The sequence below is a fragment of the Streptomyces sp. HUAS MG56 genome (genome assembly GCF_058673395.1).
The window spans coordinates 7,214,125-7,240,268 of record NZ_CM178722.1; the positions used below are offsets into that span (position 1 = coordinate 7,214,125).

A 26,144-nucleotide genomic window follows, 5' to 3' on the forward strand; every position below is an offset into this window, starting at 1 on the left:
GGACTTCCAATCGCTCCCGTACGCCGACTTGGCCGAATCCTCGTCCCGATACGTCTGCGCCACCATGGCCGCAGCCGTTTATGAGTGTTCAACGCCGTTCTCACAGAGGAGCCCTTGAAGCCGGGGCGATCCTTCTCTGTCCGTTCAGCCGATCTCAGGAGCGCTGTTCGGGAGGCTTTCCGAACCCTCACAATTCCACAGCTTTCGCGCTTCGAGCCGAAGGGTGTCCGCGGCAAGGGCAGCCATTTTCTCGATCACCATCCGAACATTCGACTTCTGGTACGTGATATCGACTTCCAGCAGTGAATCCTTCCCGTCTTGTTTCGATGCGCAATTGGTGAAGAGGTAGACGGTGTCTTCCTTGTGGAACCCTTGTGACGCGCCGAGAGTGATCCGTGTGGCCCCCGTGGTAAGCGCGTCGCTAGCCACGTCTGTCATCGTGTAGCCGTTCCCTGAGTAGAGGCCATGTTTGATCGTCACCGACTCACCTCCGCCGTACACTTTGCATGTTCCCGGTTCCTTTTTGAGGTAGGCCTCGTCCGGGTTGAAGACACCGGTATGCCACTGCGAGAACTGCTTTCCGTTCTTTGGTAGCAGGGCTTTCACAGCTGTTCCGGGAAGAGCGTTGTCGCACACACGCGCCGGCACCGCAACAGCGGCCTCATCAGACGGCCACATCTGCCAAGCAGCCCCAGCGGCCAAAGCAAGAACACTTATGGGCAGAGCGATCCACAGCGTGAACCGCCCTCGCGCCTTTTTGATCATATCCACGACCGGCTACTTTCCTGCTCTCTGGCGACCCAGACCGTATGAATTCTCGATCTCTCGCTTTGCTGCTGTGGCCTGGCTCTGCGCATTCGCGTCGTCGTAGCCCGCTTCCTTGGCGGCGGTGTACGTGGAATCGTAGATCGCTTGTGCCGAGCTTGCCTGTTGCTGCTCCAGGAACGCATCCCGGTCTTTCAAAGCCTCTGGTGCGGAATCTCTGGTGAAATTCTCAACGACCGACTCCTGGATGTCCTCCACCACCCAGCCGGCCACCTCTCCACCCACCGGGATTTTTCCGACGCCCATACCGATGATGCGCCCGGCCCACTTGTCAGCCGTAGCGACGCCTTCGTTGAACTCCGCATCCTCGGCGATTTTCTCGTCAACAACAGATTGGGTCCGAGACTCTGCCATGATTCCGGCGATCTCGCCTCCGGCATGGACCCGGTTGGCAACTTCTGGAGCCAATTCTTTGTATTTATCGGCATTATGGAACGCGTCGTTGACGAGGTCGGTGGTCACCGACTCTTGAGAAGTGATGATGGCTCCATAGGCGTCAGGATCCTTCCCGACCGCGCTGAGGAAATTCTTGAGCATGCCAGGGCTGAGCCCTTCGGGGTTGGCGGTGACATCGAGGTTTCCGAGGTGAGCACTGGCCCCATGGGTTCCCACGGCGCTCCCATCCCCGATGAACGCTCCCTGCACATCCCGCATGTAGTCGGCGGTGATGTTCCCTAGACTGTCACGCAGGGGTGAGTCGTCCAGATCCTCGGGCGTGCCGCCGTAGCGCTCGACGAGCTTGTGAAAGATCTCGGCCGCTTCTTTGGAGTGGGGAGGCGACACCGCGTCACTCCCGTAAGGCAGACCGGTGGTCGCTGCCTCCAAGGCATGGCCGAGCGCATCAGGACCGTAGCCCATGACCGTCTTGGCCTTGTCCTCGTCGGCGAGGACATTCGCGCTGTTCGTGTCCATCGTCCACTCGAAGTCCTTGTCGGTGAGCAGGTCGACGTACGAGTCGAAGCCCAGTTTGCCGTCCTTCTTGACGGTGCCATCCTGGTTGTACGCGGTCGGCGGCTGGCTGAAGAACTTCTCAGCGGCCTCGGGGCTGTGTCCCAGCGCCTCGAGGACGCTGTTGAGCGGCTCGTTCCCCGTGCCGAGCTGGCCGGAAGGGTTGAAGCCGTAGGTGTCCGGGTTGCCTGTTGGCTTGTTCGACAGGAAGAAGTACGGGTCCTTCTTGTGCAGCTGTGTGATGTGCTCCGCGATGGGATTGAGGAAGCGGGAGTCATAGTCGCCGTAGCGCAGCAGCCCGCCCAGCACCTGGTAACCGTACGGCTTGTTCCACTGCCCCTTCTGCCAGCCGATCTGCCGGGTGCCGAGGCGCCGGAACTCCGCACCCCAACTCGGGTCCAGATGCTGCCTGTGGTCCGGGTCAGTGGCGTTGGCGAGCGTGTACCCCATGACCTCTTGCAGGTCTTGTACTTCGTTGAGACGCGTCTTCGTCGCATCGCTGCCCGTGCCGTCGATCGACATCTCGGCGTAGAACTGCAGCGCCTTCTCCGGACCGCCCAGCTCCTGGTAGAACTCGGTGGCGAACTCACCATCCTTCTCACGGGAGTTGAACCGCAGCAGCTGGTTGAGTTCGCGCAGCTCGGCGTCGGACATCTTGTCGCCCTTGCGCGCCAGTTCCACGGCGCGCTCGGCCTCGGCGTCGTTCAACGACTCGTACTTGCTGTGGCCTGCGTCGTACGGGTCGTTGCCGTGGCTCTTCGCCAGTGCGCGGGCGACGGAAGCGTCGACCTCGGCAGCGTGGGCGAGGATGCCGTTGATCCGGTCCTCCAATGCCCGCCTCTGATCGAGCTGCTCCTGGGTGCGCTCGTCGCTGTCACCGCGAATGTGCGGGAAGAAGCAGCGGACCTTCCCCTCGCCGATGTCCTCCACCCGGACACCGAGATTCTGGGCGTCCACCTGGACGGCGGTCTTGATCTGTTTCTGCAGCGACTCGAGCTCGGTGTGCCCGTCATCGAGAACCTGGTAGATGCTGTTGGCCTCGGAGTGGAGATCCGAGACCTCCTTGGCGGTCTTGGCGACGAACTCACGCGTCACGGTGGCGTTGATGCCGGCCCACTTCGCCGAGTCCGACTTGGCCTGCATCCCCGTACGGGCGCTCTCCGCCGACTTCTTCAGACCGTCGACGGCCTTCTTCCAGTCCGACACGGCGGTGGCGAGCGTGCCGAGATCGACCTCGACGAGGTCGTTGAAGCTGAGAGTCATCGGAGATGCTCCTACTTGAAGTACTCGTTGAGCTGTGACACCGACACGGCTGAGCCGTCACGACCCCGGATCACGGCACCGATCTTGGCGTCGTCCTCGGCATGCCGTTTCTGGGTGTAGTCCAGGTGGTCGGAGATGTGCGCGCATGCCTGCAGCACGGCCTTCACCTGCGAAGTCCACATCTCGACGGTGGTCTCCAGAGCACCGCCCGTCTGGAATCCGCGTGACTTGAGAGTGGCGGCGGCCTGCATCGTCGAGCCGGTCGACCCGCTCCCGGATCCAGCAGCGGCGATGTCCGCCTGACTCTTCACGTCGTCGTAAAGGATGTTGGCCTCGTGACCGACAGCGCCCAGGTCGTCCTGATGGACCACCAGCTCGCCCGTACCCCCGCCTCCCCCAGCCGCCGCCAGCTGATTGAGGCGCATATGCGGCGATTTACCCTCGGCTGCCCGAGCCTTGAGCTGCTCCCACTCGTCCCATGCCATGGAAGGGCCCCTTCCCCCGCGTGGATACATCCGGTGCCGGGTCAAGTTAGCAACCTGAGACAAGGAAAGACTCGTCCATGTCCGCAATCGAAGGATTGTCGGGCTGTGAAGATTGGAGGCAGGTGGGGGTGCGTCGGCGGGCGCGGCGCCTGGGGTCCCTGTCTGAGCTGCGCTTACGGGCGCGGCGTCACAGCTACGGCGGGCTGCCGACGCTGATTTTCGATCGAACGGTTCGGCAACCTGACGGCAGGTCACCCCATGGGGTGACCGTGTGATCGCAAAGTTCATGTATCGCCGGCGCCTCAACTACGGGCCAGTGGCTGAATGTGAAGCTTCCGTACAGATGTGTGAGTGCTCTTGCCCTGATTGACCGGAGTGCCGGTCTTGTGTGGCTCCGGACTCGGTCACTTCGGGACACCATTGCAACTGAACCGTCGCAGAGTTCAGTTGGCTGCGATTTGCGCAGTGACTACAGTGGTCAGCGATGGCCCCGGGGGTGTACTGCGCTGCCCAGGGCGTCGGCAGCTGCACCAACGGGGAAGGGGTCGCGGTGAGTGACGGTGGCGGCTCGGATCTGAGACGCGGTCTTGAGGCTCTGAAGCTCTTCCAGAAGCGCGTGAACGATGCGCTGAAGGACTTTGACGGCTCACCGGGCGCTTCGTCCAGCATTGCTCAGCACGCCCTCAGCCGGGCGTCGTTCAGTGGTGGGGGAGTTGAGTTCAACGAGGCACAGAACCTGTCTTATCAGTACAGCCGCGTGCACGACCGCCTCAAGGACCTGTCGAATTCGTTGGGCCTGCACATCGCTGCGCTAGGGATCGCTGTACAGGCGGCCGACATCGGATACGACAACGTCGACGAAGAGGTACGTCGACGTTTCTGGGCGATTCAGACTCGACTCGACCAGGAGCTCCAGCAGCCGGAGCCGGATAAGAAGCCTGTCAAGCCGGCACCGGAGCCGAAGACCAACAAGTCCACGCACGGCGGTGATTACTGATGAGCGACGACAAGTGGCAGCAGGAACCTCAGTACAAGCCCGGCGTGGAGCAGGCGGACCAGCAGGTCGGCGCGGTCGACATCGTGGAGTACATGCTGGGCAATTTCCCGCTCGGCCCCGGCGTGCACGTCAACGCCTTCGGTTCGACCAATTTCGAGCACCACGACCTCAACGATATGATCGACCTCGTCGAACAAGCGCAGCCTGAGCATCTGGAGTCGGCCAGCAGGGCCTTGTGGGACGCCCACAAGGCCATCTCTGGTGCGGCCAAAGAGCTGAGAACTCGCATCAAAGCAGTCGATTGGAAGGGCGAGGCCGCCACCGCCTTCCGCGACTGGGGCAAGGGCTTGGCCGACTGGAGCGACGAACTCGCGGCTTTCGCCGACACGACCGCCACGCAGATCTCCGCTGCGGGCATGGGCCTGGCCACCGTGAGCAAGTCGATGCCGCCCCGCGACCCCCGGCCCAGGGCTGACCGGAAGCTGCCCACCGAGTTGCCCAAGGCCAAGCAGGTCGACAGCAACTCGGACTACCTGGTCGCCAAGACTGCCGAGAAGGATCGGCAAGAGGCGATCAATCAGATGAACAAGCTCGCTTCTTACTATGCGGTGTCGGCTGGCGTCCTGCATGGGCAGAATGGGCCGGATCCGTACAAGCCGATGCCGGCTGTGGGGGTGCCGAGGCCCAGATTTGACCCCCGCTCGGACGACAAGCAGGGCCATTACGGTTCGTCGCAGCGGGTCACCACGCAGCCCACGGTGTCGAGCCATCAGCAGACGGCGGTGTCGACTGACCCGCACGCCCCTGGTCATGTCGCACCCATGCATGATGCGCACCAGCCGGCCTCCGATCCGCACCACCAGGTCGGCACCGAGATCAACACCGTGGGCACGTTGCCTGCCCCAGCTCACACCACACAACCCGAGCGCTCCGTGCCCACTCTTCCGACCACCGGCGGCGGGGGGCGCACGCCTCCGCTGACCAGCGGACCGATGACGCCTCCATTTGCGCCGACCGTCGGGCGTACGGCGGGCTACGGTCCGGCCAGCCGGTTCCCGACCTCGGCACAGGGACGCACCGGCCCCGCGGGCACGACAAGTGGTCGAGTGCCACAGGAACCTGAGGGACAGACAGGGCGTGCTGCTGCCGGCGGCCGTGTGCCGCAGGAGCCCATGGGGCAGGGTGCTCGGGCCATGGGACGTACGACGACTCCGGCCGGTGAGTCATCTGTGCGCGGGTCCACTCAACAAGCCGGACGTTCCTCTCTGGGGCGTGGGGTCACTGGTGGAACGCCGAGGAAGGCCAACACGCCCGGTGGACGTGTTGGAGTCACTGGCCCCTCCAGCGCGGCGCGCAACGGTGTCGTGGGCGGCAAACCTGTCGCAGGGAGCACGTCGGGAGCGGCATCCAATTCCCGTGTGCCGCGCGGTATGGTGATCGGCGCCGAGGAGTCGGTCTCCTCCGCACAGCCGAAGGGCGCTCTCGGACAGCGTGGAGTTGTCGATACGCCCAGAACGAAGGCAGATCCTGCCACAAGCCGGTCGGCGCTGCGTTCGGCGAGCAACCCCGAGGGCGTGATCGGCGCGCCCCGGAACAACAGCGGCTCGACACTCAAGGACTCCGAGGGCGGCTTCGGTAGGCCGGGGTTCGGCCGGGGTGTGGTAGGCGACCGCCGGGGAGCGGATGGTGGCGCAGGTCGGGCCGGAAAGTCGGCCGAGAAGGAACAACACCGCTCGTCGCAGAAGCAGCGGCGTGACGCGCCACAGAAGAGTGACTGAACAAGCGAGGACGTACGCGGGCATGAAGCCAGGGACTAGCCGACGTGACACAAAAGCATCACGCCTGATAGGGCGTGGCGGCATACGCCTGTCTGTCGTGTGCTCCGCGCTGGGCGCGTTGACCATCGTGTCCGCGTCCCTGGCTCCTGGTGCCGCAGCCGTAGACATTCGGTCGAAGCAGTGGTACTTGGACGCGATGCAGGCCGACCAGATGTGGAAAACGAGCACTGGTGAGGGGGTGAAGGTCGCCGTCATCGACTCAGGGGTGAATCCGAACACGCCCTCGTTGAAGGGGCAGGTTCTCGTCGACGAGGTGCAGAAGTCCGTCTCGTACCACGTCACCCAGGACTACGACGGCCATGGCACATCCATGGCTGAATTGATCGCCGGAACCGGTGCGGACAACGGTATAAAAGGTCTGGCCTTTGGGGCGAAGGTCATCCCCTACCGAATTGCGCTCAGCTCACTGAAGGACGAGCAGGAGGCGAACAAGATGCCTACGGCGGCCGATGTGATCAAGGCCGCCGCCGATAGTGGTGCCAAGATCATCAATATGTCCTTTGGCAACGGATATATTGATCCGGACGCCGAAGCGGCCATCAAATACGCCGCCTCCAAGGGGAAGCTCCTGTTCGCTGCGGTAGGTAACTCGGGGCTGAAGAAGAACGAGATCGAGTATCCGGCTTTCTATCCATACGTCAACGGAGTCTCTGCTTCAGATCGGTCCGGCACGGTTGCCAAGTTCTCGGAGCACGGCAAGTACGTCGACTTTGCGGCACCCGGAGTTGACATACCAGGCTGGTGTGACAACACGTTCAAGGAATACTGCAGCAACGAAGGCACCAGCGCCGCCTCCGCCATCGCCTCCGCCTCCGCCGCCCTCGTCTGGTCCGCACACCCCAAATGGACGGCGAACCAGGTGCTCCGCGTGCTGTTCGACACGGCCGGCCGTAAGTGGCCGAAGAACGAGCGGAGTCTTTATCTTGGCTTTGGTCTCTTGCGCCCGCGTTTGGTCCTCGACAATCCAAACATCAACCCCGGTCCGGCCAACGTCGACCCCCTCGCTGCCGAGGACTCCACCGGCGACGATGGCACCTCGGCCAGCCCCACCCCTTCAGCTTCTTCCGGCCAGCCCGCGAAGGACGCCGGTTCCACCAGCGGCTCCGCCTCCGCGGCCGCGAAGGACTCCAACTCCGGCAGTAACACGACCACGTGGGTGATCGTGGGCGCCGTAGCGGCCGTCCTCATCATCGGAGGCGCCGGTTTCGCCGCGCTGCGTGCACGCCGTAACGCCTGACCGGTCTCCCGCACAGCTGCTCATTCGCCGAACGAGCAGAGGTCCGCTTGCCGACAGTGCCGGCACCAGAAGCCGGCACCGGGCAGGCTCCGTTCACAGAGAAAGGCATCGAAGTGGCAGCAGGCACTCAGAAGATCACCAAAGATTCAGTCGTAGGCCTTGAGCAGAAGCTTCTGGGGCAGTTCGACGACATCAAGGGTCAGCTCACGCGCCTCCAGCACCTGATCGACTCGCTTGAGGGGCACTGGAAGGGTATTGGCGCCGGCGCGTTCAACCAGAAGCAGACCGAGATCAACGAGCACATGGTCCGGATCGGCAACATCCTGGTCGGGTTCATCGAGTCGATGAACACCACCATGAAGATCAACGACCACACCGAGGACCAGGTCCGAGCCTCGGTGCACAAGATCGACGTGAACCTCGGCGGCTCGTCGGCACTGTCGCACCTCTGATCTCGGCCGGACCACCACTTCTCAGCAACGGAGAAAACATGGGCATCAACAACAGTGACGTGACGGAAGTCCATTACGACGGTCTCGACCAGATGGCGACCGAAATCGCCACCCAGGCCCGAAATCTTGAGGCCAGCCTCGAAGTGATCAAGGGCGAGGTCCAGAAGGTCTCGGGCATGTGGGAGGGCGAGGCCCACCAGGCGTACATCCGGAAGCAGGCCGAATGGGACAAGGAGGCCCGGGCCATCCACGAGGCTCTCCACGCCATCGGCCGCGCCGTGCACGCCGCCGGCGGCGACTACATGGGCGGCGACAAGAAGGCCGCCAGCTACTTCCAGTAAGCGGCCGGGATCAGCAGCACGTCGCGGTAGCGGGGTGGGCGCGCACGGAGGGTGCCCACCCCCTGTCGTGCGCGGTGTGGACCCGGCAGGGCGGTGGAACCAGGCTGGTACAGCGGAAGAATCAGGACAGGGAATGCACGCCGCAGACGGCGCCGTAGGTGGTGTGGCCACTGGGGCGAAACCCGGTAGAGCCGCCACGTCACGGCGACGAGTGGGCCCGTACACGCTGATCACCGCCCTGGACGACCCCCACACCAAAGTCCCTGTCCCCGAGCGGCGGTACATCGCCCGAAGCTCCGACGGACAGCACACCGTGCTGCTGTCCCTCCCGCTGTCCGGTCGCGACCCTCAGCGCTTCCTCGCCGAGGCCGAAGCCTCCCGCTATCTGCTCGGGTCCTGCGCCGCCCCGGCCACCTCCGTCGCCGGTGCGGGCGAGCCGCCGTGGTACGCGCACCCGTATCTGCCTGTCCTGCCCCTCCCCACCGCCCTCGCCGTACACGGAGGTCCGCTTCCCGAGCGGACCGTACGCGCGCTGGGCGCGGCCCTCGCCGAGACGCTGGCCGTCCTCCACGGGCAGGGGCTGACCTTCGCCGGTGTGTCACCGGCGGCCGTCCTGATCGCCGCCGACGGGCCGCGTCTCTCCTGCTTCGGCGCCGTGCGCGCGGCCGCGCCCGACGGTGCTTCCCGCTCAGGGCTGCCGGGTCTCGAACCGGGCAGCCTGCCGCCGGAACAGTCGTCCGGCGGGCGTCCGCGTCCCCTAGGAGACGTGTACGCCCTCGGGGCGACGCTCGCCTACGCGGCCACCGGGTACACGACACCGGAGCGGGACGAACTTCCCGCCGCCTTGCGTACGGTCATCGCCCGGTGCCTCTCACATGACCCGAGGAAGCGTCCTCAACTGGCCGAACTCATCGACGCCCTGGGAGGGCGCGCTGAGGCAGAGAGCCGTTCCGCCGTCCTCCTCGGTCCAGGCTGGCTCCCCGGGCGTGTCATCGCCGCCCTCGCCCATCAGTCGGCGGCTGTTCTCACGGCGGAGATCTCCCTTGCCGGGCAGACCTCTCCCACCCACCCTTCCCATAGCCAGAACTGACAACGACCCCATGCCTTCCCCGCTTACCCACGACGACCCCCACACGATCGGCTCCTATCGGCCCATCGCCCGCCTCGGCAGCGGAGGCATGGGCACCGTGTATCTCGCCCGTACCGTGGGTGGACGTACCGTCGCGCTGAAGACGATGCACGCCCGCATCGCCTCCGATCCTGCGTTCCGTACCCGGTTCCGGCTGGAGACCGACGCGGCGCGGGTCGTGGGGGAGCGGTTCGGCGCCGGTGTGGTGGACGCCGATCCGCGGGCTGAGACACCCTGGTTCGCGACCGAGTACGTGCTCGGGCCGTCCCTGGACGAGGCCGTGAAGCTGTGCGGGCCGCTGCCCGAGGCGTCCGTACGGGCACTGGGGGCGGCGCTGTGCGGGGCGCTGGAACAGTTGCACGCGTCCGATGTCGTCCATCGCGACCTCAAGCCGTCCAACATTCTCATCACCGCCTACGGGCCCAAGGTCATCGACTTCGGTATCGCCCGCGCGGCCGGCGATGATCACCTCACCCGTGTCGGAGTCGCGGTCGGTACCCCCGCCTTCATGTCACCGGAGCAGGCGGGAGGGCAGGAACACACGGCCGCGGGTGATGTCTTCGCGCTCGCCGGGCTGCTCGTCTTCGCCGCCACCGGGCATCCGCCCTTCGGGCACGGCCAGGCGGCGGATCTGCTCTACCGGGTGCAGTACGCCGAGCCCGACCTGAGCGGAGTACCCGAAAACCTGGTGCCGGCGCTTGCGCAGTGTCTGGACAAGAATCCGTTCCGGCGCCCGACGACCGGCTGGCTGGCCTCCCAACTGCACGACGGAGGTGGCGAGTTCGCCGACCACCTGCCGGACGTACTTTTGGCCGACATCGGGCGTCGGGCCACGGAGGTCTGGCAGGTCGCGCCGCAGCGGCTGCCGGCCCCGGCCGATGAGCCGGCCATGGCGGCGACGGCCGCTCCCGTACGGTGGTCGCGCCGGCGTCTGCTGCTCACCAGCGGCGGCGCCGCACTGGGCGTCGCGGCCGTGGGAGCGGCGGGGGCGTGGGCCTGGAGCGAGTGGGCCGGTGGTCCGAAGACACAGCCCGTGCCCGGGCCCAGCAACAGCCAGCTGCCGAAGAAGCAGCTGGACTCGCGCTGGCAGGTCCAGGTCGAGGACACGTACAACGGAGGATTCACAGAAGGACCTCTGGACTCCTTTCCGGTGCCGTTGCAGGCCGTCGGTGACATGGTCGTGGTGATGGCCGGAAACTTCCTGGAAGGGGTCGCCGCGCAGAGCGGGAAGGTCGCTTGGAAGTCGCTCAACGCGCCGATACCGTGGCAGATCGCCTCCGACGCCGGGCGCATGTTCCTGGTGAAGGACGTGAACGACGGCTACACCGGATCCGATTCCTCCCATGCGCGCCCGCTGGCTCTGGCCTCGATCGACGTCCGCACCGGCTCGGTCGGGGAGCCCTTCGCGCAGTTCACCGACCTCAATGGGCTCTCACTGAACCAGGCGCTGTGCACCGCGGGCGGGGTGGCCTACGCGGTGGCCGGGCACGGCAAGTTCTCCTTCAGCTTCCTCGCCTCGCAGTCCTGGTACGTGCTGGCGGTGGACATCAGCAGCGGCAAGCGACTGTGGAAGGCGCCGCTGCCCCGTCGGCAGCAGGAGGTCCCGCACCTGTTCTTCCTCGGCGCCTCGGTCGTGGGGAACCGCCTCGTCGCGCTTCAGGAAGCGAACGACGGCAGTGTGCACGCCGTTGTGCGCGACACGGGTACGGGAACCGTCCGGTGGGACCGCAAGCTCGACGGCGTCGTCCCGGACCGGGTACGGGAGTCCCTGGTCACCGACGCGCAGCACCTGTACGTGGGCGCCGGCCGACTGAGGGCACTGCGGCTCGGCGACGGGAGCGTGGCCTGGGACTCGGCGTCCGAACGGCCGGGTCGCACCTATGGCCTTCCGGTGATCAAGGACGGCACCCTGTACGCCGTCGAGAAGGGGCTCGGGCTCGTCGCCTTCGACCCGGCGAGCGGGCGCGTCAAGTGGCAGGAAAAGGGCGGGCAGGGCACCGACGCGGACCTGAGTGCCCCACCCGTGGTGGGTTCCGACTTCGCGTACACCAAGCGAGGGTCGCGGTTGTGGGCGATCGATCTGTCCTCCCAGCAGCCGGCCCACTCCTACCGGACCACCGGTGACCGTTTCATGATCCATGAGAAGGCGGGAGAAGTCATCGCGCTGGGCGGCCACTTCCTCGCGGCGTTCCCCGTGCGGTGAACCGGCCGGTGCAGAGAACAGAACGGGCGCACAGAACAGAAAGCGACAAGCGATGAGACCCCTGGGGACCGGTGATCCGATCCGGCTTGGCCCGTACCGCCTGCTCGGTGTGCTGGGCGAGGGCGGCATGGGCAAGGTGTACGTCGGCCAGGACCACGCGGGCATCGTCGCCGCGGTGAAGGTGCTGCGGCCCGAACTCGCCCACGACGCGGGTCTCGCCCAGCGGTTCGTGCGTGAAGCGCTGGCGGCTGCGGCCGTGCGGAGTCCGGGTGTGGCGGCGGTGCTGGGTGCGCAGACCGAGGGCGGACGGCCGTGGATCGCCACGGAGTTCCTTGCCGGGCCGACCCTGGACCAGATCGTGGATCGGCTCGGCCCGCTGGACGACGCGGGTCTGCGTGCGCTGGCCACCTCGCTCGCCCGTACCCTGCGCGACATCCACGCCGCCGGGTTCGTCCATCGCGACCTCAAGCCGCCCAACATCGTGCTCACCGCGAACGGCCCGCGGGTCATCGACTTCGGCATCGCACGTCCGGAGCACGGACTGACGCTCACCACCACTGGGCAGATTCCGGTCACCCCGGGATACGGCGCCCCCGAGCAGGTGCTCGGCCGTCGGGTCACCGCGGCGGCCGACGTCTTCTCCCTCGGCGCCGTCCTCGTGTACGCGGCCACCGGGCGCCGGGCGTTCACCGGCGGGCATGTCGCTGCGGTCCAGTACGAGGTCGTCCACGGCGAACCGCGCTGGCACGGTCTCTCGCCCGAACAGCATGCCCTGATCGCCCCGTGCCTGGCGAAGGAGGCGGCGGGCCGGCCCACTCCCGAGCAGATCGCCGGGGCCTTCACTCTGTCCGGGAAGTCCGACGGGGTGTGGAAGCGCGGGCCCGTGGCCGATGCGATCAAGGAGCGGGAGCGCGAGATACGGGAATTGACCGCACCGTTGCTGACGACCCGGACCGGGGTGGGGCCGAGCCGGCGCGGACTGCTCACCGGGGTCGCGGCCGGTGGCGCGCTGCTCGCGGCGACCGGTGGCACCGGCTGGTGGCTGATGCGCGACGGTGGCTCGCGCCGCAAGGACCTGTTCGCCCTGCCGCCCGCGGTGAAGACACCGACGGCGCGCATCCTGTCCGCCGACGACGGCGACTTCATTGTCGGTGACGCCATCAAGCCGCTCTGGAAGCACGATGCGGCGGTGGGACCGCAGTCACCAGCGCCGCTGCCGGTCCGCGACGTGGTCATCGCCGGTGCCAAGTCCGGCGGTGTAGCGGCGTTCAACGTCGTCGACGGCAAACAGCGCTGGCAGGCCTCCGACATGGAGATGGCAAGCGGCTATCTGTCGCTCTCCGACCGTCTGCTCGTGACCGCCGACACCCACGGCACGCTGCACACCTTCGTCCCGTCCACGGGCGAGCCCAAGTGGACGGCACAGGCCGATGCCGAGACGCTCCTGGCCGTCGACGAGGAGGCGGTGTACGTCGTGACGAAGGACCACCGGCTCCGTTCGGTGGGTCGTTTCGATGCGGGACTCCGCTGGACCGTGTCGGTGCCGGAGCGGTTCAGAACCCGCCTGTACCTCCACGGCGTGGTCGACAGCGGAACACTGGTCGTCGCGACCACCGACGGGCACGCACTGGCGGTCAGCACGAAGACCGGCCGCACGCTGTGGACGGTGTACGACCAGGCGAAGAAGACACAGCTCGTTCCGGTGGCCGCGAGCGGTGTGGTCTATCTCAACGGCAAGACGCTGACCGGCCGGAGGATCTCGGACGGCAAGGAGGTCTGGCGGGGGATCAATGAATCCGGGTCCTCGTCGGAATGGGGTCCCGCCGGTCTCTCCGACGACTACGTGTATGCGAACATCGGTGGTTTCAACCAGCGGTTCAGCCTCCGCAAGGGCCGCAAGGACTGGTTCGGCCCGGGCGGCACCGACGGGAGTCCGGTCCTGTTCCAGGGCAGCGGTGTATGGGTGCTCCAAGATCTGAACGACGGTCTGTCGGTACACGCCCTGAGCGTCAAGGACGGCTCGGAGATCTGGTACTTCGACCCTCGCTTCATCGACGACCTCAAGCTCGCGGCCGACGGCAACCGAGTCTTCGTCACGGCAGGCAACGCCCTGATCGCGTTGCCGGTCTTCTGACCCCGCCGCACCCGGAACAGGAATCCGGCGGTCGGCCAGACCGCCGGATTCGCCGTATTCACAGCGCTTGAACGAGCACGTCAGTACTCCACGTCCACCAACCCCGTCTGAACCAACGGCTTCCCCCGCTTCCGCGACACGAAGACGCCCCGCCCCGCCGGCATCGGCCGCGGTCGCACCCCGTTGAGGATGTCGCCCTCCGCCGGATCGCCGGCCATGACGATGCCCTGGGCGCCGAGTTCCTTCATGCGCTGCATGAAGGGCTCGTAGGCGGCGCGGCCCGCGCCCGCGGAGGAGCGGGCGATGATGAAGCGGACGCCGACGTCGCGGGCGAAGGGCAGCATCTCCGTCAGGCCGCTGAGCGGGTTGCCGCTGGACGTGGACACGAGGTCGTAGTCGTCGATGACGACGAACACCTGCGGGCCCCGCCACCAGCTGCGGTCCCGCAGCTGCTGCGGGGTGACATCGGCCGTCGGCGTGCGGCGCTGCATGAGGTCGGCCAGCGCCACCATGTGGTGGTCCATCTGGCTGGACATCGGGATGTACTCCGCCAGGTGCGAGGCGGGCGTGATGTCCAGCAGCGAGCGGCGGTTGTCGACGACGAAGAACTTCGCCTCGTCGCCGCTGTACCGCAGGCAGAGCTGATTGATCAGCAGCCGCAGCAGGTTGGACTTGCCGGACTCGCTCTCGCCGAAGACGAGGAAGAACGGGTCCTGTTCGAAGTCCAGGAACACCGGCTCCAGGGCGTCCTCGTCCAGCGCGAAGGCGATGCCCCGTTGCGGAAGGCGGTCGCCCGGAGGCAGTTCCACCGCCTCCAGCTGGCGCGGCAGCAGCCGCACCTGCGGGGCGCCGGGCGCCTGCCAGTGGCGGCCGACCTCGGTGGTCAGTGCCGCCGTCGCGTCAGCCAGGTCGGTGTCGGAGGTCAGACCGTCGATGCGCGGGACCGCCGCCATGAAGTGGAGCTTCTGGGGGGAGAGGCCGCGGCCGGGAACGCCGGCGGGGACGTTGACCGCCACCTTGCGGTCGATCTCGGAGTCCATGACGTCGCCGAGGCGCAGCTCCAGGCGGTTCATCAGGTGGTCCTTGAGGTTCGCCCGGACCTCCATCGAACGCGACGCCGTGATGATCACGTGGATGCCGTAGCCGAGACCGCGGGCGGCGAGGTCCACGACCGCCGGTTCCAGGGCCTCGTAGTCCGTGCGGAAGTTGCCCCAGCCGTCGACGATCAGGAAGACGTCGCCCCAGGGCTGGTCGGTCACCGAGATCTCACCGCGGGCCCGTCGGCTGCGGAAGTCGGCGATCGACGCGATGCCCGTCGCGCGGAAGTACTCCTCGCGGCGGGTCAGGACGCCGTACACCTCGGAGACCGTACGGCGGACGCGCTCCGGGTCGAGGCGGGAGGCGATGCCGCCGACGTGCGGCAGGTCGGCGACCGCTGCCATACCGCCGCCACCGAAGTCCAGCCCGTAGATCTGCACCTCGTACGGTGTGTGCGTCAGCGCGAAGGAGCAGATCAGGGACCGCAGCAGCGTCGACTTGCCGGACTGCGGGCCGCCGATGATCTGCATGTGGCCCGCCGCGCCCGAGAAGTCGATCATCAGCCGGTCACGACGCTGCTCGTACGGCTTGTCGACGAGGCCCACCGGGACGATCAGACGGCCGGCACCCTCGTAGTTCGGCTGGGTCAGGCCACGGCCCTGCACCGCCGCGAGGCCGGGTAGCAGCGAGTCCAGCGCCGGCGGGCTCTCCAGCGGGGGCAGCCACACCTGGTGGGCCGCCGGTCCCTGGGCCTCCAGGCGGCGCACGATCACGTCCAGGACGGTGTCGGTCAGCGCGTCGTCCGTCTCGGGGGCCGACTCCGCACGCTGCTGCGGGAGCGCCGTGTACTGCACCGGTACCTCGGTGGCCGTGAACAGCACCGGGCGCCGGTCCACCGGCAGCGGGCCGCCGCCGGGCGCCGTCCGCTGCCCGCCCGTACGGTACGTGCCGGAGACGTACGCCGCCTTGAAGCGGACCATTTCGTCCGTGCCGAACTTCAGGAAGCCGGAACCGGGGACGTTGGGGAGTTCGTAGGCGTCGGGGACGCCGAGGGCGGCGCGGGATTCGGCCGCCGAGAACGTGCGCAGACCGATGCGGTACGACAGGTACGTCTCCAGGCCGCGCAGCCGGCCCTCCTCCAGGCGCTGCGAGGCCAGCAGCAGGTGCACGCCGAGCGATCGGCCGATACGGCCGATCTGCACGAACATCTCGATGAAGTCCGGCTTGGCGGTCAGCAGTTCGCTGAACTCGTCGATCACCAGGACGAGGGAGGGGATGGGCTGCAGGGGCGCGCCCGCCGCGCGGGCCTTCTCGTAGTCGTGGATGTTGGCGTAGTTGCCCGCGTCGCGGAGCATCTCCTGGCGCCGGTTGAGCTCACCGCGGATCGAGTCGCCCATGCGGTCGACCAGGGTGAGGTCGTCGGCCAGGTTGGTGATGACCGCCGCGACGTGGGGCATCTGCGCCATACCGGCGAAGGTCGCACCGCCCTTGAAGTCCGCGAGGACGAAGTTCAGGGTCTCGGAGGAGTGCGTGACGGCGAGGCCCAGCACCAGGGTGCGCAGCAGCTCCGACTTGCCGGAACCGGTGGCGCCGACGCACAGGCCGTGCGGGCCCATACCCTCCTGCGCGGCTTCCTTGAGGTCCAGCATGACCGGGCGGCCGTCCTCGCCGAGGCCGATGGGCACGCGCAGACGCTCGGCGAGGGCGCGCGGGCGCCAGGTCCGCTTGGTGTCGACGGAGGCCGCGTCGCCGAGACCGAGGAGATCGGTGAACTCCAGGTTCGCGAGCAGCGGTTCGCCGTCGTCGCCGCCCGCCCCCATGCACAGCGGCGCCAGCTGCCGGGCCAGAGCCTCGGCGGACTCGTAGGAGAGCGCGTCCGGGATGCCGTCGTAGAGCTCCCCGTGCCCGGACTCCAGCCGCAGCGTGCCCGGCTGTACGACGATGGACAGCTCGCCGCCCGGCTTCATGAGTTCGCCGGCCACGACCTCCAGGATGGTGACGCCCTGCAGGCCCTCCGGATTGGCGAGCACGGAGTCCGGCAGCAGGGAGATGTCGTCGAGGACGAGCACGATGTGCGGCTCGTCCAGCAGGGGCGCGGCGGCGGGGTGGAAGCGAGGGCGGCCGGTGAGCCGGGCGGACAGCAGGTCCTCCAGCTCGCGCGGGTCGGCGCCGATCAGCCGTCGGCTGCCCGCGCCGTCCACCGCGCCGGGCGCCTGCACGTGCGGCAGCCACTTCGCCCAGTCCCAGTCCGGCAGCGTCTCGCGTCCGGCGGCCACCGCGATGACCAGGTCTTCGGGGGAGTGCAGCGAGGCCAGCGAGCCGACCAGCGCGCGGGCGGAGGCGCGTACGGACTGCGGCTCACCGCTGAGCGTGACGTGGTAGAAGGCGCGCAGGGACACCGCCATCGGCAGATCGCCGACGGTGCCGTGCGTGGCGAGGAAGCGCTGCATGGCGCCCGCGGTCAGCGGCTCCAGCTGGTCGACCGGACCCGTCTCCGGGGCCACGAGAGAAGTCGCCAGCGGCTGCGGGCCCAGGCCGACGCGCACGTGCGCGAAGTCCTCGTCGCTCGCCCGTCGCTCCCACACCCGGCTGCCCTCGGCGACGAGCGCCCACAGTTGCTCGGGGGACGGGTGCAGGTAGTACTGGGCGTCCCGCTGCTTCCGCGCCGTCTCGACGGCGGACTTGCGGGTCTGCGACAGATAGCTGAGGTAGTCGCGGCGCATGTCGGCCAGCTGGCCCTGGGAGCCACGGCGGAAGCGGACCACCATCGCGATGGACATGGCCACCGTCGAGGCGATCATGATCATGCCCATGATCTTCATGAACGGCTGACCGTTCGTGAAGAAGAACACCACCGAGCCACCCATGCCCAACGTCGGTAGCAGCTGCATCAGGACGCTTTCCTGATGCCCCCTCGGCAGTTCCGGCGGCGGCTGGACAACGACCTCATCCGTGGGCACTTCGGACGGAAGCGCCCTAGCGGGGCGCTTGACGACAATCTGGCTCACTGCTCACCAATTCCCTTGCCCGACCCAGGCTTTCCGCCCACCGCCCCGTGTCCGGCGGGCGCAGGCCGCCGCGTGATCCTACTGAGTTCACGGCGGACGGGTGGGCGGTAGGGTGCCGGGTGTTCGCGTGAGCACACGGCGAGCAGGCCGGACGAACCGGGACAACCCCCTTGATGTCGAGGCGGTACGGCCCCGGAAACCGGCCACAGGGAGCCCGTGCCGACCCGCGCAGATGCGACCGGCACGAGACCTTCACGAAGTAGACGCACCACCACCACTGAGGGGGAGCAGCAGGTGAGCATGACGGCCGCCGCCACCGGCGGAACCGGGACGGGAGCCCCCGCCGGGTCCGGCACCGGACTCGGCTTCTGCCGGGTCACCATCGTCGCGCCGGACAGCCGTATCGACGTGGCACTGCCCGACGACGTCCCCGTCGCCGACCTCTATCCGGAGATCCTCCGGCTGTCCCAGCAGAGTCCCGAGTCGGGCGCCCCGGTCGGCTACCACCTGGTCCGCACCGACGGCACCGTGCTGGACAGTGCCCGCTCCTTCGCCGCCCAGCGCATTCTCGACGGCGAACTGCTCACCCTGCGGCCGTTCGCGGAGTCCCTGCCGCCGGCCGTCTTCGACGACGTCGCCGAGGCCGTCGCCTCGGCCGTCACCAAGCAGCACAAGCTGTGGAGCGGCGACCTCACCCGGGCCGCCGGTCTCGTCGGCGGCGGCGTGCTGCCCACGCTGCTCGCGTTCGTCGCCTGGACCGCCGACCCGCGTCACGACATGCACGGTCTCGCCGGCATCCTCGCCGCCGTCGCCGGCATCCTCCTGGTCGTCCTCTCCGCGATCCGTGCCCGCGTCTACGACGACCGCGGCTCGGCCATCGCCCTCGGCCTCGGCGCGCTGCCCAACATCGGTGTCGCCGGCAGCGGACTGCTGCCCCTCACCGGCGGGGAGGGCATCGGCCGGCTCCAGTTCCTGCTGGCGTGCGCGGCGGTGCTCGTCGCGGCCCTGATCCTCACCCTGTGCTCCCCGCGCGGCGACGGCCCGTTCGTGGCCTTCGTCTTCGCCTCCGCGGTCGCCCTGGTCGTCGTCTTCGTGGCGACCCTCACCCACTGGTCCGCGACCGAGATGGCCGGCCTGTGCGCGCCCGTCGCCGTCGGGGCGCTCGCCTTCCTGCCCGGCATGTCCATGCGCTTCGCGCGGCTGCCGATCGGCTTCGAGAGCCCCAGCAGCGGCCCCGCCCGCTCCGCCTACGGCACCGAGTCCGCCGCGCCGGAGGCCGTCGACACCGAGCGCGTCGAGGCCCAGGCCCGTCGCGGCCACGAACTGCTCGTCGGCCTGGTCGGCGGTTGTGCCCTCCTCGCCGTGGGAGCCTCGGCGGTGCTGGGCTTCTCCGACGGCATCTGGGCCCAGGTGCTCGCGTTCGCCACCGGCGTCGCGATGCTGATGCGCGCCGGCCTCTTCCGGTACACCGCCCAGGTCGCCCCCGTCCTGGCCGCCGGCCTCGCCTGCCTGGTCCTGCTCGGCCTCGGCCTCGCCCTCAACCCGCCGGGACACGTGATCCGAGAGGCCCTCGGCGGGAACCGCACCGACCTGGACATCCGCACCATCTGGCTGATCGCCGTCATCGGTGCGGCCACCGCCCTGGTGACCGCGCTGGGCCTGATCCTGTCGCGCGGCGGGATGACCCCGTTCTGGGGCCGGTTCCTGGAGATCTGCGAGGGCTTCGTCCTGCTGACGCTGGTGCCCTTGGCGCTCGCCGTGTTCGACGTGTACGCGACTGCCCGCGCGATGACCAGCAAGTGACACGGGCCGGCCCGAGCGGGCCTCTCCGCCCCGTGGGCGGCAGCGAGGAAAAGGATCCAGCAGCGTGAGCTTCGGGCCGCCCCCGTCCATGTACACCCACTCCGTGCTGGCGGCCGACCAGTCACGGAAGAGACGCCGCAGACGCATAGTCGGCGCGGTCGCCGCGGTGGTGGCCGCCGTCGTGTGCCTCGGCGCGGGTCTGTTCTGGTACCACTCGGCGGACCGGACGCAGGGGCGGACCGGCGCCAAGGCGGTCGAGCAGGCACCGGACACCGTTCGCCAGACCGTGGAGAAGCCCCCCGTCTCGCCGGAGGGCCAGGTCGTCGTCCAGCACAATGAAGGCGGCTTCACCGGCAACGAGCAGCGGGTCGCGCCCGCCACCTGGGCCACGTCCAAGATCGTCGCGCGCGCCCTCGCCGACCGTATCGAGGGCTACGAGATCGAGCCCGACCCGGACTCGGACGCGAAGGCATGGACCCTGCAACTCGGCGGCCACATCTGCGCCGTCAGCCGCGACGTCACCGCCGACAACCGGACAGCCGTCGTGGTCACGCCTGGGCATGTGAACGTCACTTCCCCCCTGGACAGCGGCTGTGACGAGGTGATCATGGTCGACCTCGACACCGGCAAGAAGCTCTGGCAAGGGAAGATCCCGGCGGCCGACGACGCCACCCTCAACGGCACCGACATCGCCCTGACCCGGGGCGTCGTGGCCATAGCCTGGGAGGACGGGTCGGCAGCGTATGCCATGGACGGTGGCAAGAGGCTGTGGAGCACGTCCGGTACGTCCCAGTGCCACGACTCGGCCTATGCCGGTGGCGCGGCCCTGCTGGCCCTCGTCAAATGCGGTGACTCCAGTGCCCCCACCTACCGCGTGGAGAAGGTCGAGCCGCGCACCGGCAAAGTCCTGTGGCGCTATTCGGTCAGTGACGGTCTGCGCAGCATCTACCTGCCGTCCGCCGACCCGCCTGTGATCGCCGCCGAGGCGGGGGAATACCAGGTCACGGACCTGATCACGCTGGATCCGAAGAGCGGCGAGCGGCTGGCCACCATCTCGTTGGACGGCTACGACCCCAAGTGCGGCGGCAACGTCGAGCTGTTCTTCGACGCCGTCGACAGGTGCTACGGCATGGTGGTCGGCCGCGACCGGGTCTTCGTCATGAGCAAGGACACCGCCGACGTCACCACGAAGCCCGAGAACCAGATCACGGCCTTCGACGTCAAGAAGGGCACCGCCGTCGCCAAGTTCGAGGGCCGGCTCTTCCAGCGGGTCGTCCCCGTCCGCATGAACGGTGACGACCTGATCATCTTCCGCTCCACCTCGGACGACGTTCAGCCGGCGGCCGTGGTGGACTGGAATCCCCGGACCGACAAGGAGACCCCGTACCTCCTGTTCCATCTCCCGTCGGACGACGAAGGCGAACTCGGCGAACCGGATATGTCAGACATCCTGTACGAACAGGGGCACGCCTTCTTCGCCCGCCGCGTCCTGGAACGCGACACCAGTCACCCGAAGGACCCGGTGCTGTCGGTGCTCGGAGTGGGCACCGCGGGCCTGAAGCACTGAGCAAGGGCGGACAAGCGCGAGGGGGCGGCACGCACGCGTGCCGCCCCCTCGCCACGTCAGGCGCTACGCCCCGAGCCCCCCGTTCCCCTCCGTCGGCTCCAGGTCGAACTCCCCGTCCCGTGCCCCCAGCACGAAGGCGCGCCACTCCGCCTCGGTGTAGCGCAGCACGGTGTCGGGGTCGAGGGAGGAGCGCATGGCCACGGCTCCCTCGGGCAGGTAGGCGATCTCGACGCGCTCCTCGTGCTCCTCGGTGCCCGGGGCGCAGTGCCACTCGACACCGGAGATGTCGAGGCCGTACAGCTCGTCCCGCTCCCGCTCCTTGCGCGCCTTGATGTCCGCTTCCGTCTCCGTCATCGTGTGACGACCCCTTCCCGGCGTAACGGCGTAACGTTCGGTCCCGGCGCTCACCCTAGTGGCCGTACGACCGCCGCCCGGGCTGTTCGCAGACCGGGGGAAAGGTGCCCGCCACCTCCTGGTACCCTGGCTGACGGCCGTTCGTGTACGCACCCCCGGATCCCGCAGGCAGTCCTGCACGTTCTGGTGGCCGCGCCCAGCGGATCCCCGCCTCCCGAGTAACGGAAGCTTCCCCGAGACGTAGACCGGGGGCACTCGGTGGCATTCAACAGACTATTGAGGAGTACGCGTGTCGCTCGACGCCGCTACGAAGAAGCAGATCATCGGCGAGTTCGGTACCAAGGAGGGTGACACCGGCTCCCCCGAGGTCCAGGTCGCTCTGCTCTCCCGTCGGATCTCCGACCTGACCGAGCACCTCAAGACCCACAAGCACGACCACCACTCCCGTCGTGGCCTGCTGATCCTCGTCGGTCAGCGCCGCCGCCTTCTCCAGTACCTGGCGAAGAAGGACATCCAGCGCTTCCGTGCGCTGGTCGACCGCCTCGGCATCCGCCGCGGTGCGGCGGGCGCCAAGTAAGACGCCGTGAGGGGAGCGGTTCCCGAAGGACTCGGGGATCGCTCCCTTTGCCGTATGTAGGGAAACGTGCGGAGTGTCACACACGCTTTGTAGTGTGGTAGCACAACGCAGTACGCACGACGCACAACGCAAGACGCACGACACAGTACGCAGTACGAAAAGAACGAGGAGAAGCGCACCTCGCCGCCGCCGGTCCTCGGTAGTGGCCCCCGGGGGGAAGCGAGCCCCGGGTGCTTCGATCGAAGACCGGCCCGCACCAGACGGCGCGCTTCTCCGCCACCGTCCCCCTGCCACACGGGCAGCCAAGGGACGAAAGACGATACGTAACGGAGAAAACGCTAGTGGAGAACGAGACCCACTACGCCGAGGCCGTCATCGACAACGGCGCCTTCGGTACCCGCACCATCCGCTTCGAGACGGGCCGCCTGGCCAAGCAGGCCGCCGGCTCCGCCGTGGCGTACCTGGACGACGACACCATGGTGCTGTCGGCCACCACCGCCTCCAAGAACCCCAAGGACCAGCTCGACTTCTTCCCGCTGACGGTGGACGTCGAGGAGCGGATGTACGCCGCCGGCAAGATCCCCGGCAGCTTCTTCCGTCGTGAGGGCCGGCCGTCCGAGGACGCCATCCTCACCTGCCGCCTCATCGACCGTCCGCTGCGCCCGTCCTTCAAGAAGGGCCTGCGCAACGAGATCCAGGTCGTCGCCACGATCATGGCGCTCAACCCCGACCACCTGTACGACGTCGTGGCGATCAACGCCGCGTCCGCGTCCACGCAGCTGGCCGGCCTGCCCTTCTCCGGCCCGATCGGCGGCGTCCGCGTCGCGCTGATCCGCGGTCAGTGGGTGGCCTTCCCGACGCACACCGAGCTTGAGGACGCCGTCTTCGACATGGTCGTCGCGGGCCGCGTCCTGGAGGACGGCGACGTCGCGATCATGATGGTCGAGGCCGAGGCCACCGAGGGCACCATCAAGCTCGTCGAGGGCGGTTCCGAGGCGCCGACCGAGGAGGTCGTCGCCGCCGGTCTGGACGCCGCGAAGCCCTTCATCAAGGTGCTGTGCCGCGCCCAGGCCGACCTCGCCGCCAAGGCCGCCAAGCCGACCGCCGAGTTCCCGATCTTCCTGGACTACCAGGACGACGTCTTCGAGGCCCTGACGGCCGCCGTCCGCCCCGAGCTCGCCCAGGCGCTCACCATCGCCGGCAAGCAGGAGCGCGAGGCCGAGCTGGACCGCGTCAAGGGGCTCGCCGCCGAGAAGCTCCTGCCGGAGTTCGAGGGCCGCGAGAAGGAGATCTCCGCCGCGTACCGCTCGCTCACCAAGCAGCTGGTCCGCGAGCGCGTGATCAAGGAGAAGAAGCGCATCGACGGCCGTGGGGTGACGGACATCCGTACCCTGGCCGCCGAGGTCGAGGCCATCCCGCGGGTGCACGGTTCCGCGCTGTTCGAGCGTGGCGAGACCCAGATCCTGGGCGTCACCACCCTCAACATGCTCCGCATGGAGCAGCAGCTGGACACCCTCTCCCCGGTGACCCGCAAGCGCTACATGCACAACTACAACTTCCCGCCGTACTCCACCGGTGAGACCGGCCGCGTCGGCTCCCCGAAGCGCCGCGAGATCGGCCACGGCGCCCTCGCCGAGCGCGCCCTCGTGCCGGTGCTGCCGACGCGCGAGGAGTTCCCGTACGCGATCCGCCAGGTGTCCGAGGCCCTCGGCTCCAACGGCTCGACGTCCATGGGCTCGGTCTGCGCCTCCACCATGTCGTTGCTGAACGCCGGTGTGCCGCTGAAGGCCCCGGTCGCCGGTATCGCCATGGGTCTGATCTCCCAGGAGATCGACGGCGAGACGCACTACGTCACCCTCACCGACATCCTCGGTGCGGAGGACGCCTTCGGCGACATGGACTTCAAGGTCGCCGGCACGAAGGACTTCGTGACCGCCCTCCAGCTCGACACCAAGCTGGACGGCATCCCGGCCTCCGTCCTGGCCGCGGCCCTCAAGCAGGCCCGCGACGCCCGTCTCCACATCCTCGACGTGATGATGGAGGCCATCGACCGGCCCGACGAGATGAGCCCGCACGCCCCGCGGATCATCACCGTCAAGATCCCGGTCGACAAGATCGGTGAGGTCATCGGCCCCAAGGGCAAGATGATCAACCAGATCCAGGAGGACACGGGCGCCGAGATCACCATCGAGGACGACGGCACGATCTACATCGGTGCCGCCGACGGTCCCTCGGCGGAGGCCGCCCGCGCCACGATCAACGGCATCGCCAACCCGACGATGCCCGAGGTCGGCGAGCGCTACCTGGGTACGGTCGTCAAGACGACCACCTTCGGTGCGTTCGTCTCCCTGCTGCCCGGCAAGGACGGTCTGCTGCACATCTCGCAGATCCGCAAGCTGGCCGGCGGCAAGCGCGTGGAGAACGTCGAGGACGTCCTCGGCGTGGGCCAGAAGGTCCAGGTCGAGATCGCCGAGATCGACTCCCGCGGCAAGCTCTCCCTCGTTCCGGTGATCGAGGGCGAGGAAGGCGACAACGAGAACAAGGACGACGCCGAGCAGTGACGTCCCGTAGCTCCAAGGTGACGGCCCGCCCCTCTTCGGAGGCGCGGGCCGTTGCCCGTACCCAAACCTTGATCAAGGGCCAGAACGGCATCGGCACGGTCCGCAAGACCACCCTCCCGGGCGGCCTGCGCATCGTCACCGAGACCCTGCCCTCGGTCCGCTCCGCGACCTTCGGCATCTGGGCGCACGTCGGCTCCCGCGACGAGACCCCGGCCCTGAACGGCGCCACGCACTACCTGGAGCACCTGCTCTTCAAGGGCACGCGGCAGCGCAGCGCGCTGGACATCTCCGCCGCCCTCGACGCCGTCGGCGGCGAGATGAACGCGTTCACGGCCAAGGAGTACACGTGCTACTACGCGCGCGTGCTCGACACCGACCTGCCGCTCGCCATCGACGTCGTCTGCGACATGCTGACCGGCTCGCTGATCCTGGAGGAGGACGTCGACGTCGAGCGCGGCGCGATCCTCGAAGAGATCGCCATGACCGAGGACGACCCGGGCGACTGCGTGCACGACCTGTTCGCGCACACCATGTTCGGGAACAACGCCCTCGGCCGCCCGGTGCTCGGCACGGTCGACACGGTCAACGCCCTCGGCGCCGACCGCATCCGCCGCTTCTACAGGAAGCACTACGACCCGACCCATCTCGTGGTCGCCTGCGCGGGCAACATCGATCACCACAAGGTCGTACGCCAGGTCCGTGCCGCGTTCGAGCAGGCGGGCGCCTTCAAGAACCTGGACGCGCAGCCGATCGCCCCGCGGGACGGCAGCCGTACGATCCGCACCTTCGGCAAGGTCGAGCTGCTCGGCCGCAAGACCGAGCAGGCGCACGTCGTCCTCGGCATGCCGGGCCTCGCCCGCACCGACGACCGCCGCTGGGCCATGGGCGTGCTCAACACCGCCCTCGGCGGCGGCATGTCCTCCCGCCTCTTCCAGGAGGTCCGGGAGAAGCGCGGTCTCGCCTACAGCGTGTACTCGTACACCTCGGGCTTCGCCGACTGCGGCCTGTTCGGCGTGTACGCCGGCTGCCGGCCGAGCCAGGTGCACGACGTGCTGAAGATCTGCCGCGACGAACTCGACCACGTCGCCGCCAACGGCCTCACCGACGACGAGATCGCCCGCGCCGTCGGCCAGCTCCGCGGCTCCACCGTCCTCGGCCTGGAGGACACCGGCGCGCTGATGAACCGTATCGGCAAGAGCGAGCTGTGCTGGGGCGAGCAGATGTCGGTCGACGACATGCTGGACCGGATAGCCGCGGTCACCCCGGACGAGGTCCGCGCGGTCGCCCGCGACATCCTGGGACAGCGCCCGTCGCTGTCGGTCATCGGCCCGCTGAAGGACAAGCAGGCCGCGCGGCTGCACGACGCCGTCGCCTAACCACTCCT

The 26,144-nt window shown here is 68.0% G+C and carries 18 protein-coding genes; 13 read left to right on the top strand and 5 right to left on the bottom strand.

Annotation, left to right across the window (positions count from 1 at the left end; genetic code table 11):
• Positions 1-144: 144 nt before the first annotated feature.
• The 3 genes from AC4OXY_RS34015 to AC4OXY_RS34025 are packed head-to-tail and all read right to left on the bottom strand — an operon-like array spanning position 145 to position 3,521.
• Positions 145-771 carry a hypothetical protein gene (locus AC4OXY_RS34015; RefSeq protein WP_491991575.1) on the bottom strand — a complete coding sequence of 209 codons (627 nt, stop codon included), beginning with the start codon at positions 769-771 and terminating at the stop codon, positions 145-147.
• 6 nt (positions 772-777) lie between these two features.
• On the bottom strand, positions 778-3,036 hold the full coding sequence (locus AC4OXY_RS34020) for a hypothetical protein (protein WP_491991576.1): 2,259 nt from the start codon (positions 3,034-3,036) through the stop codon (positions 778-780).
• Positions 3,037-3,047: 11 nt separating this feature from the next.
• Positions 3,048-3,521 carry a hypothetical protein gene (locus AC4OXY_RS34025; protein ID WP_356024337.1) on the bottom strand — a complete coding sequence of 158 codons (474 nt, stop codon included), beginning with the start codon at positions 3,519-3,521 and terminating at the stop codon, positions 3,048-3,050.
• Positions 3,522-4,005: 484 nt separating this feature from the next.
• Between AC4OXY_RS34025 and AC4OXY_RS34030 the strand changes: the two genes are divergently transcribed.
• From AC4OXY_RS34030 to AC4OXY_RS34065, 8 genes are all read left to right on the top strand, one after another.
• Positions 4,006-4,518, top strand: a complete 513-nt coding sequence (locus AC4OXY_RS34030) for a DUF2563 family protein (RefSeq protein ID WP_491991577.1) — start codon at positions 4,006-4,008, stop codon at positions 4,516-4,518.
• Positions 4,518-6,296 (top strand): WXG100 family type VII secretion target, encoded by a 1,779-nt coding sequence (locus AC4OXY_RS34035; RefSeq protein WP_491991578.1) that lies wholly within the window; start codon positions 4,518-4,520, stop codon positions 6,294-6,296. Before AC4OXY_RS34030 ends, AC4OXY_RS34035 begins: the two co-directional genes overlap by 1 nt.
• 196 nt (positions 6,297-6,492) lie before the next feature.
• Positions 6,493-7,593 carry a S8 family serine peptidase gene (locus AC4OXY_RS34040; RefSeq protein WP_491994676.1) on the top strand — a complete coding sequence of 367 codons (1,101 nt, stop codon included), beginning with the start codon at positions 6,493-6,495 and terminating at the stop codon, positions 7,591-7,593.
• Between the two features lie 56 nt (positions 7,594-7,649).
• Positions 7,650-8,045, top strand: coding sequence for a WXG100 family type VII secretion target (locus tag AC4OXY_RS34045; RefSeq protein ID WP_491994677.1), 396 nt, complete (start codon positions 7,650-7,652; stop codon positions 8,043-8,045).
• Positions 8,046-8,083: 38 nt separating this feature from the next.
• Entirely contained in the window at positions 8,084-8,386 is a 303-nt protein-coding gene (locus tag AC4OXY_RS34050) for a WXG100 family type VII secretion target (protein WP_356024328.1), read from the top strand.
• Positions 8,387-8,519: 133 nt separating this feature from the next.
• Positions 8,520-9,476, top strand: coding sequence for a protein kinase family protein (locus AC4OXY_RS34055; protein WP_491991579.1), 957 nt, complete (start codon positions 8,520-8,522; stop codon positions 9,474-9,476).
• A 10-nt stretch (positions 9,477-9,486) separates the two neighbouring features.
• On the top strand, positions 9,487-11,718 hold the full coding sequence (locus tag AC4OXY_RS34060) for a protein kinase domain-containing protein (protein ID WP_491991580.1): 2,232 nt from the start codon (positions 9,487-9,489) through the stop codon (positions 11,716-11,718).
• Between the two features lie 52 nt (positions 11,719-11,770).
• On the top strand, positions 11,771-13,852 hold the full coding sequence (locus AC4OXY_RS34065) for a protein kinase domain-containing protein (protein ID WP_491991581.1): 2,082 nt from the start codon (positions 11,771-11,773) through the stop codon (positions 13,850-13,852).
• Between the two features lie 80 nt (positions 13,853-13,932).
• Here the strand turns inward: AC4OXY_RS34065 and eccCa are convergent, their stop codons facing one another.
• Positions 13,933-17,898, bottom strand: coding sequence for a type VII secretion protein EccCa (eccCa, locus tag AC4OXY_RS34070; protein ID WP_491991582.1), 3,966 nt, complete (start codon positions 17,896-17,898; stop codon positions 13,933-13,935).
• Between the two features lie 300 nt (positions 17,899-18,198).
• On the opposite strand from eccCa, the gene eccD reads away from it, so the two are divergent.
• The gene (gene eccD, locus AC4OXY_RS34075; protein WP_356024722.1) at positions 18,199-19,701 is read left to right on the top strand and encodes a type VII secretion integral membrane protein EccD; all 1,503 of its coding nucleotides are present in this window, start codon (positions 18,199-18,201) and stop codon (positions 19,699-19,701) included.
• Positions 19,702-19,765: 64 nt separating this feature from the next.
• A complete protein-coding gene (locus tag AC4OXY_RS34080) occupies positions 19,766-21,268 on the top strand; it encodes an outer membrane protein assembly factor BamB family protein (RefSeq protein WP_491991583.1) in 1,503 nt (500 codons plus the stop codon).
• Positions 21,269-21,331: 63 nt separating this feature from the next.
• Here AC4OXY_RS34080 and AC4OXY_RS34085 read toward each other — a convergent pair whose 3' ends face one another.
• Positions 21,332-21,622 carry a DUF397 domain-containing protein gene (locus tag AC4OXY_RS34085; RefSeq protein ID WP_356024314.1) on the bottom strand — a complete coding sequence of 97 codons (291 nt, stop codon included), beginning with the start codon at positions 21,620-21,622 and terminating at the stop codon, positions 21,332-21,334.
• 289 nt (positions 21,623-21,911) lie between these two features.
• On the opposite strand from AC4OXY_RS34085, the gene rpsO reads away from it, so the two are divergent.
• The 3 genes from rpsO to AC4OXY_RS34100 all read left to right on the top strand — a co-directional run bounded on the left by rpsO (position 21,912) and on the right by AC4OXY_RS34100 (position 26,136).
• The gene (gene rpsO / locus AC4OXY_RS34090) at positions 21,912-22,199 is read left to right on the top strand and encodes a 30S ribosomal protein S15 (protein ID WP_030177470.1); all 288 of its coding nucleotides are present in this window, start codon (positions 21,912-21,914) and stop codon (positions 22,197-22,199) included.
• Positions 22,200-22,540: 341 nt separating this feature from the next.
• Positions 22,541-24,760, top strand: coding sequence for a polyribonucleotide nucleotidyltransferase (locus AC4OXY_RS34095; protein ID WP_356024311.1), 2,220 nt, complete (start codon positions 22,541-22,543; stop codon positions 24,758-24,760).
• The gene (locus AC4OXY_RS34100; RefSeq protein WP_376289147.1) at positions 24,757-26,136 is read left to right on the top strand and encodes a M16 family metallopeptidase; all 1,380 of its coding nucleotides are present in this window, start codon (positions 24,757-24,759) and stop codon (positions 26,134-26,136) included. The genes AC4OXY_RS34095 and AC4OXY_RS34100 overlap by 4 nt, the downstream gene beginning before the upstream one ends.
• Positions 26,137-26,144: the final 8 nt, after the last annotated feature.

Bases quoted from the DNA above. Each gene is read 5' to 3' on its own strand.
- AC4OXY_RS34065 (WP_491991581.1), top strand. From the start codon at position 11,771: ATGAGACCCCTGGGGACCGGTGATCCGATCCGGCTTGGCCCGTACCGC.
- AC4OXY_RS34040 (WP_491994676.1), top strand. From the start codon at position 6,493: ATGCAGGCCGACCAGATGTGGAAAACGAGCACTGGTGAGGGGGTGAAG.
- AC4OXY_RS34035 (WP_491991578.1), top strand. From the start codon at position 4,518: ATGAGCGACGACAAGTGGCAGCAGGAACCTCAGTACAAGCCCGGCGTG.
- AC4OXY_RS34050 (WP_356024328.1), top strand. From the start codon at position 8,084: ATGGGCATCAACAACAGTGACGTGACGGAAGTCCATTACGACGGTCTC.
- AC4OXY_RS34030 (WP_491991577.1), top strand. From the start codon at position 4,006: ATGGCCCCGGGGGTGTACTGCGCTGCCCAGGGCGTCGGCAGCTGCACC.
- eccD (WP_356024722.1), top strand. From the start codon at position 18,199: ATGACGGCCGCCGCCACCGGCGGAACCGGGACGGGAGCCCCCGCCGGG.
- AC4OXY_RS34025 (WP_356024337.1), bottom strand. From the start codon at position 3,521: ATGGCATGGGACGAGTGGGAGCAGCTCAAGGCTCGGGCAGCCGAGGGT.
- AC4OXY_RS34085 (WP_356024314.1), bottom strand. From the start codon at position 21,622: ATGACGGAGACGGAAGCGGACATCAAGGCGCGCAAGGAGCGGGAGCGG.
- AC4OXY_RS34055 (WP_491991579.1), top strand. From the start codon at position 8,520: ATGCACGCCGCAGACGGCGCCGTAGGTGGTGTGGCCACTGGGGCGAAA.
- AC4OXY_RS34060 (WP_491991580.1), top strand. From the start codon at position 9,487: ATGCCTTCCCCGCTTACCCACGACGACCCCCACACGATCGGCTCCTAT.
- AC4OXY_RS34020 (WP_491991576.1), bottom strand. From the start codon at position 3,036: ATGACTCTCAGCTTCAACGACCTCGTCGAGGTCGATCTCGGCACGCTC.